The sequence below is a fragment of the Actinomadura mexicana genome (assembly GCF_900188105.1).
Taxonomy (GTDB): domain Bacteria; phylum Actinomycetota; class Actinomycetes; order Streptosporangiales; family Streptosporangiaceae; genus Spirillospora; species Spirillospora mexicana.
Map to the genome: position 1 here is coordinate 111,054 of NZ_FZNP01000019.1, position 13,738 is coordinate 124,791.

Genomic DNA, 13,738 nt, shown 5'->3' on the forward strand with positions numbered 1-13,738 from the left:
CCTCACCCGGCGCCCGGGCCGCGGGGTCCCGCGGGGGCGGCCATGTAGGCGGTCACCATGCGGGCGACGAAGTGGGCGAAGACCTCCGGGGGCCCCGACGGGAGCATGATGTGGCTCATCGTCAGGCGCACGGCCGCGTCGGCGATCTCGGTGAGCGCGGCGCGGTCCAGATCCGGCCACTGGCGCAGGGCGTGCTCGGCGATGCGGGCGCTGGCGGAGAACAGCACCGGCTCGGCCTGCGTGGTGAGCAGCGGCAGCATCTCGTCGCCGCCCGCGCCCGTCAGCACCGCCTTCTTCAGCTGGTCGTCGGCGGAGGTCTCCAGCGTGAACGTGACCGCGGCGACCACCGCCGAGTACAGGTCGGCGTGCTCGGACAGCACCGCGTCGATGCCGTCGAGGTAGCGCTCGTTGTCGCGGATCACGACCGCCTGCGCGAGGCCCCACTTGTCGCCGAACTCGTTGTAGACGGTCTGCCGGCTCACCCCGGCGGCGGACGCGACGTCCCGCATCCGGACGGCCCGGTAGCCGCGCTCCACCAGGAGGTCCGCGGCGGCGTCCAGCAGGGATTCGCGCACGGAACGGCCGGCGGTGCCCATGTGTCGTCGCCCTCCAGGAAGCTGGTCAGTACGCCATTATCCCCCGCGGGCCGCCGCCGGGCCATCGCGAGACCGCCGGGTCGCCGCCGTCGAGCAGGTGCGCGAGCGGGAGGGTGGCCGCGCCCACGGCGACCGCCTCCGGCCCGAGGTGGCACAGCTCGATCGAGGTCTGCGCGAACGGCTGGCGCAGCGCGTAGGCGGCGGTGGCCGCGACGATCCGGTCCAGCATCCGGCCGCCGATCAGCAGCCCCGCCCAGCCGCCGATGATGATCTTCTCCGGGCTGAACAGGTTGACCAGGTCGGCGATGCCCGCGCCGAGGTGTTCGGCGATGTCCTCGCGCAGGGCGGCCGCCGCCTCGGACGGGTCGGCCAGCAGCCCGGCGAGGGCGGCCTCCTCGTCCGTCCCGGCCGGGCCGCCCGCGGCCCTGTAGCGTTCCAGCAGAGCGGTCGCGCCGACATAGGACTCCAGGCAGCCGCGGGACCCGCACCGGCAGGGCGCGCCGCCGACCCGGGACGTCGTGTGGCCCCACTCGCCCGCGCTGCCGGCCGCGCCCCGGTACGGCGAGCCGTCGATCATCACGGCCGCGCCGACGCCGGATCCGATCAGGGCGACGACGGCGCCCCGATGCCCGCGTCCGGCGCCGAACCACATCTCCGCCTGGCCGAGCGACGTCGCGCCGTTGTCCACGAACAGCGGCAGGCGGGTGCCCTCGCGCAGCATCCGCTCCAGCGGCACGCCGTCCCAGCCGATGGTCTGGCAGTGCACGACGGCCTCCGGGCCGTGCTCGATCACGCCGGGGACGCCGACGCCGACACCGATGATCGACGCCGGGTCGACCGACGCGCCCTCGATCACCGCCGGCAGGCCGTCCAGGATGTGCCGGACGACGGCGCGCTCGTCGTGGCCGCCGTCGCCGAGGGGCAGGTCGGCCTTGGCGAGCTGGGTCAGCTCCAGGTCGAACAGCTCGACCATCACCCGCGTCTCGCCGACGTCCACGCCGACGAGGTGGCCGTAACCGGCCGCGGTCTTCAGCAGCACGCGCGGCCGCCCGCCGTCGGACTCGACGCTGCCCGCCTCCACGACGAGCCCGGCCTCGATCAGCTCGCTGACCACGTTGCTGACCGACGCGGGGCTGAGGCCGGTCTCGCGGGCCAGGTCCTGGCGGCTGAGCGGCCCGTCGAAGTACAGCCGCCTCAGCAGCACCGACCGGTTGGTGCGGCGCAGGTCGCGCACGGTCCTCCGGCGCCGTTCCGGCATCGGCCCCCCTCATCCCGCGGCCCGGGCCGGGCCGCGTCCCCCGCAGGTTCTCAGGTCTTGACCCCGCCATTATGTCACTGCTTAGATCACGGCGTGAAATAAGGTGTGATCTAACTCTCCGAGTGACCCCCGTCACCTGATCGGAAGGTCGAGCCGATGCGTCCTACCCCCTCGCGGGCCCTCGCCGTCCTCGCGGCCGGGCTCCTGGCCGCCGCCGCGGCGGGCTGCGGCGGCGGCACCACGTCCGGCGGCGGGAACGGCGACCCGAAGACGCTGACCTACTGGGCCAGCAACCAGGGCACCGACCTCGCGGCCGACCGGAAGGTGCTGGACCCCGAGCTGGCCAAGTTCGAGAAGCAGACCGGCATCAGGGTGAAGCTGGAGGTCGTCCCCTGGACCGACCTGCTCAACCGCATCCTCGCCGCCACCACCTCCGGCCAGGGGCCGGACGTGCTCAACATCGGCAACACCTGGTCGGCGTCGCTGCAGGCCACCGGCGGCCTGCTGCCCTTCGATTCCGCGGCGATGGCCGAGGTCGGCGGCGCGGGGCGGTTCGTGCCCGCCGCGCTCGCCGCCGCGGGCGCCCGGGGCAAGGATCCTGCCGCCGTCCCGCTCTACTCCCTCGCCTACGGCCTCTACTACAACAAGAAGATGTTCGCGGACGCGGACCTGGACCCGCCCGGGACGTGGCAGGAACTCGTCGACGCCGGCCGCAGGCTCACCGGGGACGGCAGGTACGGCATCGCGATCGAGGGCGCCAGCATCCCCGAGAACGTCCACCAGGCGTTCACCCTGGGCCAGATGTACGGCGCCGACTTCTTCACCCCGGACGGCAGGCCGCAGTTCGCCACCCCGCAGGCCGTCGCGGCGGTCAAGTCCTACGTCGACCTGCTCGGCAAGGAGAGGATCGCCGCGCCGGGCAACGCCGAGTACTCGGCCAACCAGTCGCTGAACGACTTCGCCACCGGCAAGGCCGCGATGCTGCTGTGGCAGGCCACCACCAGCGGGCTCACCAACCTCGGCATGAAGCCCGGCGACTGGGGCGTCGTGCCGACCCCGAGGCCGTCCCCCGCGCCGCCGGGCGGCCGGAACGTCACCTCCATGGTCGCCGGCATCAACATCGCGGTCTTCAAGAGCACCGGCAACCGCGACGGCGCGCTGAAGTTCGTGAAGTTCATGACCGGCGACGAGGAGCAGAAGATCCTCAACAGGGCGTACGGGTCGCTGCCCTCGGTCGTCTCCGCGCAGAGCGACCCGGCCTTCGACACGGCCGACCTCAAGGTCTTCAAGGGCGTCCTCGCCACGAGCGCGGCGCCGCTGCCGCAGGTGCCGCAGGAGAGCCAGTTCGAGACGGCCGTCGGCACCGCCATGAAGGAGCTGTTCGCCGACGCCGCCGCCGGGCGCCCGATCACCGAGGCCAGGGTGCGGGAGCGGCTCACCGCCGCCCAGCAGCAGATGGGCGGGTAGCCGGATGGCCTCCGCCGACGTGTCGGCCGCCGCCGTCTCCGCCGGGGGGACGGCGCGGCCGGAGGAGACCGGACCCGGCGGGCGGGGGCCCGCCGGGAGGGCGCGCGGGAGGCGGCCGCGGCTGCCTGCGGGCGCGCTGCCGTACCTGCTGCTCGCGCCCGCGGTCGTCGCCGAGCTGATCGTCCACGTGGTGCCGATCGCCGTCGGGGTCTGGATGAGCTTCAAGGAGCTCACCCTCTTCTACATCCGCGACTGGTCGAAGGCGCCCGGCAAGGGACTCGGCAACTACCGCGTCGCGGTGGACGCCGACGGCGCGATCGGCGCGGACCTGCTGCGCTCGTTCCTGGTCACGCTCGCCGTCACACTCCTGGCGGTCGCACTGTCGTGGCTGTTCGGCGCCGCGGCGGCGATCCTCATGCAGGACCGCTTCCGGGGACGCGGGCCGCTGCGCGCGCTCTTCCTCGTCCCGTACGCGCTGCCGGTCTACGCCGCCGTGATGACCTGGGCGTTCATGTTCCAGCGCGACAACGGCCTGGTGAACCACGTGCTGGCCGACCAGCTGCACCTGACCGGCGGGGACCGGCCGTTCTGGCTGATCGGCGGCAACAGCTTCTGGGCGCTGGTCACCGTCGTCGTGTGGCGGTCGTGGCCGTTCGCCTTCCTGGTGCTGACCGCCGGGATGCAGAGCGTCTCCCGCGACCTGTACGAGGCCTCCGCGCTGGACGGCGCGGGCGTGTGGCGGCAGATCCGGCACATCACGCTGCCGGCGCTGCGGCCCGTCAACCAGGTGCTCGTCCTGGTGCTGTTCCTGTGGACCTTCAACGACTTCAACACGCCGTTCGTCCTGTTCGGCAGGGCCGCGCCGGAGGGCGGAGACCTGGTCTCGGTGCACATCTACCACGCCTCGTTCGTCACCTGGAACTTCGGGACGGGCTCGGCGATGTCGGTGCTGCTCCTGCTGTTCCTGCTGCTGGCCACGGTGGCGTACCTGCTCGCCACGTCGAGGAGGAGGCCCGCGCATGGCTGACCCGCGTCCCGTCCGCAGGGGCCGGGCGCCGACCGACCCGCCCGCCTCGTTCGTCTGGACGCGGCGGATCGTGCTGGCCCTGCTGGCCGCGTTCACCCTCCTCCCGGTCTACGCGATGGCCAGCTCGTCGCTGAAGCCGCTGGAGGACGTGCAGCGCCGGTTCCGGTGGCTCCCGTCGCAGCCGACGGTCCGCCCCTACATTGACATGTGGTCGACCGTTCCGCTGGCCCGCTACTTCGCCAACAGCGTGATCGTGGCGGGCGGCGCGACGCTGGCGTCCGTGGCGATCGCGATCGGGGCGGCGTACGCCGTCAGCCGGTACCGGTTCGCCGGCCGCCGGGCGTTCACGGTGACGGTGCTGTCCACGCAGATGTTCCCGGGGATCCTGTTCCTGCTCCCGCTGTTCCTGATCTTCGTGAACGCGGGGAACGCGACCGGCGTCGCCCTCTACGGCAGCCGGGGCGCGCTCATCCTCACCTACCTGACGTTCTCGCTGCCGTTCTCGATCTGGATACTCGCCGGCTACTTCGAGTCGATCCCGCGGGAACTGGACGAGGCGGCCCGGGTGGACGGCTGCGGCCCGGTCGGCGCGCTGCTGCGGGTGATCGTCCCGGCGTCGCTGCCCGGCATCGTCGCGGTGACCGTCTACGCGTTCATGACGGCCTGGGGCGAGGTCCTGTTCGCCTCGGTGATGACCAACGACCAGACCCGCACCCTCGCGATCGGACTGCAGGGCTACTCCACGCAGCACGAGGTCTACTGGAACCAGGTGATGGCCGCCTCCCTCGTGGTGAGCGTCCCCGTCGTCGCCGGGTTCCTGCTGCTCCAGCGCTTCCTGGTGGCCGGGCTGACCGCCGGCTCCGTCAAGTGACCCGTCTCGACGAACCCGAGGGAGACCCGTGCCCATCGACGACCTGACCGCGTTCGCCCCCGACTTCGCCTGGGGGGCGGCCACCTCCGCCTACCAGGTCGAGGGGGCCGTCGCGGAGGACGGCCGCGCCCCCTCCATCTGGGACGCGTTCTGCCGCGTCCCGGGCGCGATCGCCGGGGGCGACACCGGCGACACCGCCTGCGACCACTACCACCGCTGGCCCGCGGACATCGCGCTGATGGCGGAGCTCGGGCTGCGCGCCTACCGGTTCTCGATCGCCTGGCCGCGGGTGCTGCCCGCCGGCGGCGGCCCGGTCAACGCGGCCGGCCTCGCCTTCTACGACCGGCTCGTCGACGCCCTGCTCGCGGCCGGGATCGAGCCCCACCCGACCCTGTACCACTGGGACCTGCCGCAGGCACTGCAGGACCGCGGCGGCTGGCCGTCCCGCGACACCGCCGAGCGGTTCGCCGAGTACGCCTCCGTCGTCGCCGCGGCGCTCGGCGACCGCGTCACGTCGTGGGCCACCCTCAACGAGCCGGTGTGCGCGGCCTGGATCGGGCACCTGCAGGGGACCATGGCGCCAGGCGTCGCCGACATCCGCGCGGCCGTGCCCGCCGCCTACCACCTGCTGCTGGCACACGGCCTCGGCGTCCAGGCCGTGCGCGCGGCCGCCCCCGGCGCCCGCGTGGGCATCGTCAACCTGCTCACCGACTGCGAGCCGGGCGGTGCAGGCGAGGCGGACGCGGCGGCGGCCCGGCGCGAGGACGGCCACCACAACCGCTGGTGGCTCGACCCGATCCACGGCCGCGGGCTGCCCGCCGACATGATCGAGGTGTACGGGGTGGAGCCGCCGGTGCGGCCCGGCGACCTGGAGGCGATCGCCGCGCCGCTGGACTGGCTCGGCGTCAACTACTACCGCCGGTCCGTCACCGTCGCCGACCCCGGCGGCCCGCCGCCGCACACCCGGCAGATCACCCCGGCGGGAACGCCGCGCACCGGCATGGACTGGGAGATCCACCCGGACCGGCTGGCGAAGATCCTCGTCCGCGTCACCGAGGACTACGCGCCGCGCAGCATCATGGTCACCGAGAACGGCGCCGCCTACGCCGACACGGTGGCGCCCGGCGGGGCCGTCCACGACGCCGAGCGCGCCGCCTACCTGGAGGCGCACCTGTCGGCGTGCGCGTCGGCGATCCGCGCGGGCGTCCCCCTGGACGGCTACTTCGCCTGGTCGCTGCTGGACAACTTCGAGTGGGCCTACGGGTACGCGCAGCGGTTCGGGCTCGTGCACGTCGACTTCGCCACACAGGAACGCCGCGTCAAGGACAGCGGGCGCCGGTACGCCGAGATCATCCGCGCGCACCGCGACCTCCGGGCGCGGCCCCTGGCGGCCCGCTCTCTAGAGTGAGGGCCGACCGGCTCAGGCGAGGTGAGGAGGCCGGGTGGGCGGGATCCTTGTGGCCAACCGGGGAGAGATCGCGCTGCGGGTCGTCCGGGCCGCGTCCGAACTGGGCCTGCGGACGGTCGCCGTGCACACCCGCGACGACGCCGCCTCGCCGCACGCCCGGCGCGCCGACGAGACGCGCGTCCTGCCCGGCGAAGGCGCCGCCGGATACCTCGACGCGGACGCGCTCATCGCCGCCGCGAAGGACGCCGGCGCCACGGCCGTCCACCCCGGCTACGGCTTCCTGAGCGAGAACGCGGGCTTCGCCGCCGGCTGCGCCGCGGCCGGGCTGGCCTTCGTCGGCCCGCGCCCGGAGCTGCTGGAGCTGTTCGGCGACAAGACCAGGGCGCGCGGCCTGGCGCGGGAGGCGGGCGTGCCCGTGACGCCCGGCACGCCGGGCGCGGCGGGCCTCGCCGAGGCCGAGGCCTTCGCGCGCGAGCACGGCACCGTCGTGATCAAGGCGCTCGCGGGCGGCGGCGGGCGCGGCATGCGCGTCGTCACCGGCCCCGCCGCCGTGGCGGACGCCTACGAGCGGTGCCGGTCGGAGGCGCTCGCCTCCTTCGGCGGCGGCGAGCTGTACGCCGAGAAGTACGTGCCGCGGGCCCGCCACATCGAGGTCCAGGTCGCGGGCGACGGCTCCGGGGCCGCCACCCACCTGTGGGAGCGCGACTGCAGCGTCCAGCGCCGCCACCAGAAGCTGATCGAGATCGCCCCCGCGCCCGCGCTGCCCGAAGGCGTCAGGGACGCGCTGCTGGACGCCGCTCTGCGCATGGCGGCCCGGGTCCGCTACGAGGGCCTCGGCACCTTCGAGTTCCTCGTCGACGGCGAGGCGTTCTGGTTCCTGGAGGCCAACCCCCGGCTCCAGGTCGAGCACACCGTGACCGAGGAGATCACCGGCGTCGACCTGGTGAAGGCGCAGATCAGGCTGGCGCTGGGGGAGGACCTCGCCGGGGTGGGCCTGGCCGCGCCGCCGCGGGCGTCCGGCTGCGCCGTCCAGGTGCGGGTCAACGCCGAGACGATCGGCGCGGACGGCGCGCCCCGCCCGAGCGCCGGGACGCTCACCGCGTTCGCGCCGCCGTCCGGGCCCGGCGTCCGCGTCGACACCCACGGGTACGCCGGCCTCCGCACGAGCCCGCGCTACGACCCGCTGCTCGCCAAGGTCATCGCCCGCGCGGAGGACCTGCCGTCCGCCGCCGCCCGCGCGCACGGCGCCCTCGGCGAGTTCGAGATCGCGGGCGTGGCGACGAGCATCGCGCTGCTGCAGGGCGTGCTGCGCCACCCCGGCTTCACCTCCGGCGGCGCCGGCACGTCGTTCATCGCCGACCACCTGCCCGAGCTGCTGGACAGCGAGCACCGCCGGTACTACGTCGAGACGGCCCGGAGCACTGCCGGGCGCGAGCCCGCGGCCGTCCCGGACGCGCCGCCCGGCACGGTCGCCGTCCCCGCGCCGACGCAGGGGACGGTCGTGAGCGTCGAGGTGGCCGAGGGCGACCTCGTCCGGGCCGGGGCGCCGGTGTTGATCCTCGAAGCGATGAAGATGGAGCACGTCGTCCGCGCGGGAGAGGCGGGCATCGTCCGGGCCCTGGCCGCCGCGCCCGGCGACACCGTCGCCGCGGGCGCGCCGCTGCTGTTCACCGAGCCCGCCGAGGGAGGCGGCGATCACGCCGCCGAGGACCAGGCGGCCGACCTCGACCTGATCCGCGCCGACCTCGCCGAGACGCTGCGCCGGCACGAGATCGGACTCGACGCGGCCCGCCCCGAGGCGGTGGCCGGGCGGCACGCGCGCGGCCGCCGCACCGCGCGGGAGAACATCGACGACCTGTGCGACGCCGGCACGTTCGTCGAGTACGGCGCCCTCGTCATCGCCGCGCAGCGGCGGCGCCGCTCCCTCGACGACCTCATCGAGCGCACCCCCGCCGACGGCATGGTCTGCGGCATCGGCGACGTCGACGGCGCGCAGGCCGTCGTCATGTCCTACGACTACACCGTCCTCGCCGGGACGCAGGGCCACCTGAACCACCGCAAGACCGACCGCATGCTCGACATCGCCCACCGCCGCCGCCTGCCGCTCGTGCTGTTCGCCGAGGGCGGCGGGGGACGCCCCGGCGACACCGACTCCACGACCGTCTCGGGCCTGGACGTGACGACGTTCCACGCGATGGGGCGGCTCAGCGGCGCCGTCCCGTCCGTCGGCGTCGCGAGCGGGCGCTGCTTCGCCGGGAACGCGGCCCTGCTCGGCTGCTGCGACGTCATCATCGCCACCCGGGACGCCAACATCGGCATGGGCGGCCCCGCCATGATCGAGGGCGGCGGCCTCGGCGTCTTCACGCCCGAGGAGATCGGCCCGGTCGCCGACCAGGAACCGAACGGCGTCATCGACATCGTGGTGGACGACGAGGCCGGGGCGGTCCGGGCGGCCCGCCAGTACCTGTCCTACTTCCGGGGCCCCTCCGACGGCTGGACCTGCGACGACCAGCGGATCCTGCGGCACCTCGTCCCGGCGAACCGGCTGCGCGCCTACGACGTCCGCCGCGCCGTCGCCCACCTCGCCGACACCGGGTCGGTGCTGGAGCTGCGCCGCGCGTTCGGGGTCGGGATCATCACCGCGCTGGTCCGGGTCGAGGGCCGCCCGATGGGCCTGATCGCCAGCAACCCGGCGCACCTCGGCGGCGCCATCGACCGCGACGCCGCGGACAAGGCCGCCCGGTTCCTGCAGCTGTGCGACGCGCACGGCCTGCCGGTGGTGTCCCTGTGCGACACCCCCGGCTTCATGGTCGGCCCGGACGCCGAGCGGACCGCCACCGTCCGGCACTTCAGCCGCCTGTTCGTCATCGGCGCCAACCTGCGCGTCCCGATCGTCGCGATCGTGCTGCGCAAGGGCTACGGGCTCGGCGCGCAGGCCATGGCGGGCGGCGGGTTCACGGCGCCGCTCGCGACCCTCGCCTGGCCCACCGGCGAGATCGGCGGCATGGGGCTGGAGGGCGCCGTCCGGCTCGGGTTCCGCAAGGAGCTGGAGGCCGCCGAGGACCCGCGCGCGATGTTCGAGCAGATGGTCGCCGCGGCCTACGAGCACGGCAAGGCGCTGCACGCGGCCACCGTGTTCGAGCTGGACGACGTCATCGACCCCGCCGACACCCGGCGCTGGATCACCGCCGTGCTGGCCGCCGCCCCGCAGACCGGTGACCGTCCCCGCCCGTGGATCGACACGTGGTGACGGACGGGCCGGTGCGGTAGGCGTCGCGCACGCGGGGATCGGCCCGCACCTCCGCCGGTGGCCCGGCGGCGATCACCTTGCCGCCGTCCAGGACGTGCAGGACGTCGCAGACGCCGAGCACCGGCTCGATCTCGTCCTCCACGACCAGCACCGCCAGCCCCTCCCCGGCCAGGTCCCGCAGCAGGACCTCCAGGGCCCGCGCACGCCGCACCGGGAGGCCCGCCCACGGCTCGTCCAGCACGAGCACGGCCGGTTCGGTGGCCAGGGCCCGCGCCAGGTCCACCAACCCGGCGACGCCGGGCGGCGCGTCCCGGACGGGCCTCCGCGCGTGGTCCTGGATGCCGATTCGGGCGAGGAGCGCGTCAGTGGCGGCGCCCGCGTCGCGGCGTGCCTCGAAGCGGCGCCGCCACCGGTCCCGCGCCGTGCGCCCCGGCTGCTCGCGCGTCATCGCGTGCCTGGCCGCGGCGGCCTGGACGGCGTCCCGGACGGTCGTCGAACCGGCCGCGCCCGCCCGCTGGAACGTGCGGGCGATGCCGCGCCGGGCGCGTTCCCGCGCCGCGCTGCGCGTCAGGTCGGCGTCGCCCAGCAGGACGGCGCCCGCCGCCGGGCGCCGCAGCCCCGTGATCACGTCGCACAGGGTCGTCTTTCCGGCGCCGCTCGGGCCGACCAGGCCGGTGACCGTGCCGGGCGGAGCGGTCAGCCCCGCCCCGTCGACCGCCGTCAGCGGGCCGAAGCGGACCGTCACGTCCCGCACCCGCAGGCCCTCCGCAGCGGCCATGGCACCCGCCCTCCGCGCCTCGTGTGATGTGGATCACTGCGGGTCCACACCCTACTGAGGCGCGCGGTCGGGGGCAACGGACCGGGGCGAAGGCGGGACGGTCAGGGCGCCGGGGGCGCCAGCCGGTCGCGGGTCCACTCCTTGACCCCGGCGACGAACGCCTCGACGTCAGCGGCCTTGCCGGAGGCCATCTCGCCGAACCAGCCCGGGACGTACTGCTCGAACCGTCCGCTCTCCAGGACCTCCAGCACGGCCGCGGCCACCTCCTGCGGCGGCAGCGCCTCCGCCACGTCGCTGAGCGGCGGCTCGTTGCCGGGAAGGGCGAACAGCTCCGTCCCGGCGATGAGGGCGGGCTGGATCACGTGGACCCCCACGCCCGTGCCGTCCAGATCGACCGCCATGCTCTCCCAGAACGCCGTGAGCGCCGCCTTGGAGGCGGAGTAGGCGGCCTCGTGCGGCGGGCCGAGCCGCGCCGCGACCGAGCCCATCGCCACCAGGTGCCCGCGCCCGCGCGCGACCATGCCGGGCAGCAGCGCCAGCGTGAGCCGCACCGGGGACAGGTAGTTGAGCCGCATCACCTCGCCGGCCTCGGCGGGGGACAGGTCCTGGACGCGGCGCCGCTTCGGCATCCCCGCGTTGTTGACCAGCACGTCGACGCCGCCGAGCTCGCGTTCGGCCTCGGCGGCGAGGTCGTCGACCGCGTCGAGGTCGGCGAGGTCGGCCGCCCACATCGCCGAGTCCGGGGTGTGCTCGCGGCACCGCGAGAGCACCTCCGCGAGCCTGTCCTTGCGCCGCGCCACCAGGCCGACCCGCGCACCGGCGGCGGCGAGCGCCTCCGCCACCACGGCGCCGATGCCCGAGGAGGCCCCCGTGACCAGAGCGGACCGTCCGGTGAGAGTCGCCATGCGGACCAACGTCACACACCGCGGCCCCACGGGCAAGGCGCAGCGCCGCCACCCCGGAAGGGCGGGACGCTGAAATGTCCAGCACCGCCCGTGCCGTGTCGGTAAGGTCGTGGGTTTGACCCCCACCACCCTCGCAGCCGGAGGTCTGTCCGCATGCCCGCCGAGTCCGCCGCCCCTTCCGAACCCGCGGTCCTCGCAGCCGAGCGCGCCCACCTCGCCGAGTCCCGTGCCGCCCTGCGCCGGATGCGCGAGCACGCCGCGAGCCTTTCCGCCGACGTCGCCGCCGACTGGGTCTCCAGGCAGTTCCTGGAGTCGCTGCTCGACCAGCGGGTCGAGGCGCTCGCCGACCACCCCGACACCCCGCTGTTCTTCGGCCGCATGGACCGCGACGGCGCGGCCGGCCCCGACCTGCCCGCCGTGATGTACGTGGGGCGGCGGCACGTCCACGACGGCGACGAGGGGCGCCCTCTCGTGCTGGACTGGCGCGCCCCCGTCTCCCGGGCTTTCTACCAGGCCGGACCCGCCGACCCGATGGGCTGGCGGCTGCGGCGGCGCTTCGGATTCCGGGCCGGCGAGCTGACCGCGTTCGAGGACGAGCCCCTCGACGGCGGCGACATCGGCCCGTCCCGGATCCTGACCGAGGAGATCGAGCGCCCCCGGACAGGCCCGATGCGCGACATCGTCGCCACCATCCAGCCCGAGCAGGACGTGATCGTCCGCGCCGACCTGCCCCGGAGCGTCTGCGTCCAGGGCGCGCCCGGCACCGGCAAGACGGCCGTCGGCCTGCACCGCGCCGCCTACCTGCTGTTCACGCACCGGGAGCGGCTGTCGCGGTCCGGCGTCCTCATCGTCGGGCCGAACCGCGCGTTCCTCGCCTACATCTCGGCGGTGCTGCCCGCGCTCGGCGAGGTCCGGGTGGAGCAGGCCACCATCGACGACCTGCTGGGCCCGCCGCTCGGCGACGAGCCCGCGGACGTGGCCGCCCTCAAGGGCGACGCCCGGATGGCCGACGTGCTGCGCAGGGCGCTGTGGCTGCACGTCCGCAAGCCGGAGGAGGGTCTCGTGGTCACGCGGGGCGCGGCGCGCTACCGGCTCGCCGACCACGAGATCCGCGAGACCGCCGCCGCGCTGCGCGGGACGACCCGGTACGGCAGCGGCCGCGCCGCGTTCGCGCAGCGGCTGGCGCACCAGATCCTCGTCCGGATGGAACGGCGCGGCGAGGCTCCCGACGACCGCGTCCAGGACCAGGTCGCGCGGAGCGGGCCGGTCAAGCAGGTCCTCGACGCGGTGTGGCCGAAGGTGAGCGCCGAGCAGGTCCTGCACCGGCTGCTGTCGGACGGCGATCTGCTGCGCGGGGCCGCGAAGGGCGTGCTGGACGAGGACGAGCAGGCCGCCCTCCTGCCGGCCAGGCCGGCCCGCTCGCACCGCTCCGCCAAGTGGACCGCCGCCGACCGGGCCCTCCTGGACGAGCTGGACGACCTCATCGAGCGCACCACCTCGCTGGGCCACCTGGTGGTGGACGAGGCGCAGGACCTGTCCGCGATGCAGCTGCGGGCGCTGGGCCGCCGCTGCGCGACGGGTTCGGCGACCGTCCTCGGCGACCTCGCGCAGGGCACGACCGCGTGGTCGGCCCGCACGTGGAAGGAGGTCCTCGCCCATCTCGGGCAGGACGGGGAGGTGACCGAGCTGACCCTCGGGTTCCGCGTTCCGGGCACCGTCCTCGACTTCGCCGCCCGGCTGCTCCCGCACGTCGCGCCCGGCCTGGAGCGGCCGCGCTCGCTGCGGCCCGGCGCCGGGGCGCTCACCGTGCGGCGCGTCCCCGACCTGGCCGCCGCGACGGCCGAGGCCGCCCGCGCCGCCCTCGCCCGCCCGGGTTCGGTCGGCCTGATCGTCCCGGATGCGCGGGCGGGAGCGCACGCGGCGGCGCTGGAGGCCGCCGGGCTGGAGCACGAAATCCTCGGGCCCGAGTCGGCCGGCACCGGGCGGCTGCTCGTGATCCCCGCGACCCTCGCCAAGGGCCTGGAGTACGACCACGTGATCGTCGCCGAGCCCGCCGCCATCGCCGCGGCCGAGGCCCGCGGCCTCGCCCGCCTGTACGTCGTGCTGACCCGCGCCGTCACCACGCTGACCGTGCTGCACGAGGACGACCTGCCCGCCGAGCTGGCGGCGCCGTAGCCG

The 13,738-nt window shown here is 75.0% G+C and carries 10 protein-coding genes; 6 read left to right on the plus strand and 4 right to left on the minus strand.

Annotated elements, in window-relative coordinates:
* Positions 1-2: 2 nt before the first annotated feature.
* Together CHC11_RS34520 and CHC11_RS34525 are read right to left on the minus strand one after the other, a co-directional pair.
* Positions 3-596 (minus strand): TetR/AcrR family transcriptional regulator, encoded by a 594-nt coding sequence (locus tag CHC11_RS34520; RefSeq protein WP_089316081.1) that lies wholly within the window; start codon positions 594-596, stop codon positions 3-5.
* Between the two features lie 25 nt (positions 597-621).
* The gene (locus CHC11_RS34525) at positions 622-1,854 is read right to left on the minus strand and encodes an ROK family transcriptional regulator (RefSeq protein WP_089316082.1); all 1,233 of its coding nucleotides are present in this window, start codon (positions 1,852-1,854) and stop codon (positions 622-624) included.
* A 156-nt stretch (positions 1,855-2,010) separates the two neighbouring features.
* Here CHC11_RS34525 and CHC11_RS34530 point away from each other — a divergent pair, with 156 nt between their 5' ends.
* From CHC11_RS34530 to CHC11_RS34550, 5 genes are read left to right on the plus strand one after another with little or no spacing between them, the layout of a single operon-like run.
* Positions 2,011-3,321: an ABC transporter substrate-binding protein gene (locus CHC11_RS34530; RefSeq protein WP_089316083.1), complete on the plus strand. Its 1,311-nt coding sequence runs from the start codon at positions 2,011-2,013 to the stop codon at positions 3,319-3,321.
* 4 nt (positions 3,322-3,325) lie between these two features.
* Positions 3,326-4,348, plus strand: a complete 1,023-nt coding sequence (locus tag CHC11_RS34535; RefSeq protein ID WP_089316084.1) for a carbohydrate ABC transporter permease — start codon at positions 3,326-3,328, stop codon at positions 4,346-4,348.
* Entirely contained in the window at positions 4,341-5,219 is an 879-nt protein-coding gene (locus CHC11_RS34540) for a carbohydrate ABC transporter permease (protein ID WP_089316085.1), read from the plus strand. The genes CHC11_RS34535 and CHC11_RS34540 overlap by 8 nt, the downstream gene beginning before the upstream one ends.
* 28 nt (positions 5,220-5,247) lie before the next feature.
* Positions 5,248-6,627 carry a GH1 family beta-glucosidase gene (locus CHC11_RS34545; RefSeq protein WP_089316086.1) on the plus strand — a complete coding sequence of 460 codons (1,380 nt, stop codon included), beginning with the start codon at positions 5,248-5,250 and terminating at the stop codon, positions 6,625-6,627.
* Positions 6,628-6,661: 34 nt separating this feature from the next.
* Positions 6,662-9,877 carry an acetyl-CoA carboxylase family protein gene (locus CHC11_RS34550; protein WP_089316087.1) on the plus strand — a complete coding sequence of 1,072 codons (3,216 nt, stop codon included), beginning with the start codon at positions 6,662-6,664 and terminating at the stop codon, positions 9,875-9,877.
* Here the strand turns inward: CHC11_RS34550 and CHC11_RS34555 are convergent.
* Positions 9,810-10,655 (minus strand): ATP-binding cassette domain-containing protein, encoded by an 846-nt coding sequence (locus tag CHC11_RS34555; protein ID WP_089316088.1) that lies wholly within the window; start codon positions 10,653-10,655, stop codon positions 9,810-9,812. The genes CHC11_RS34550 and CHC11_RS34555 overlap by 68 nt on opposite strands.
* Positions 10,656-10,756: 101 nt before the next feature.
* Entirely contained in the window at positions 10,757-11,560 is an 804-nt protein-coding gene (locus CHC11_RS34560; protein ID WP_089316089.1) for an SDR family NAD(P)-dependent oxidoreductase, read from the minus strand.
* 153 nt (positions 11,561-11,713) lie between these two features.
* On the opposite strand from CHC11_RS34560, the gene CHC11_RS34565 reads away from it, so the two are divergent.
* Entirely contained in the window at positions 11,714-13,735 is a 2,022-nt protein-coding gene (locus tag CHC11_RS34565; RefSeq protein WP_089316090.1) for a HelD family protein, read from the plus strand.
* The last annotated feature ends 3 nt before the right edge of the window (positions 13,736-13,738 follow it).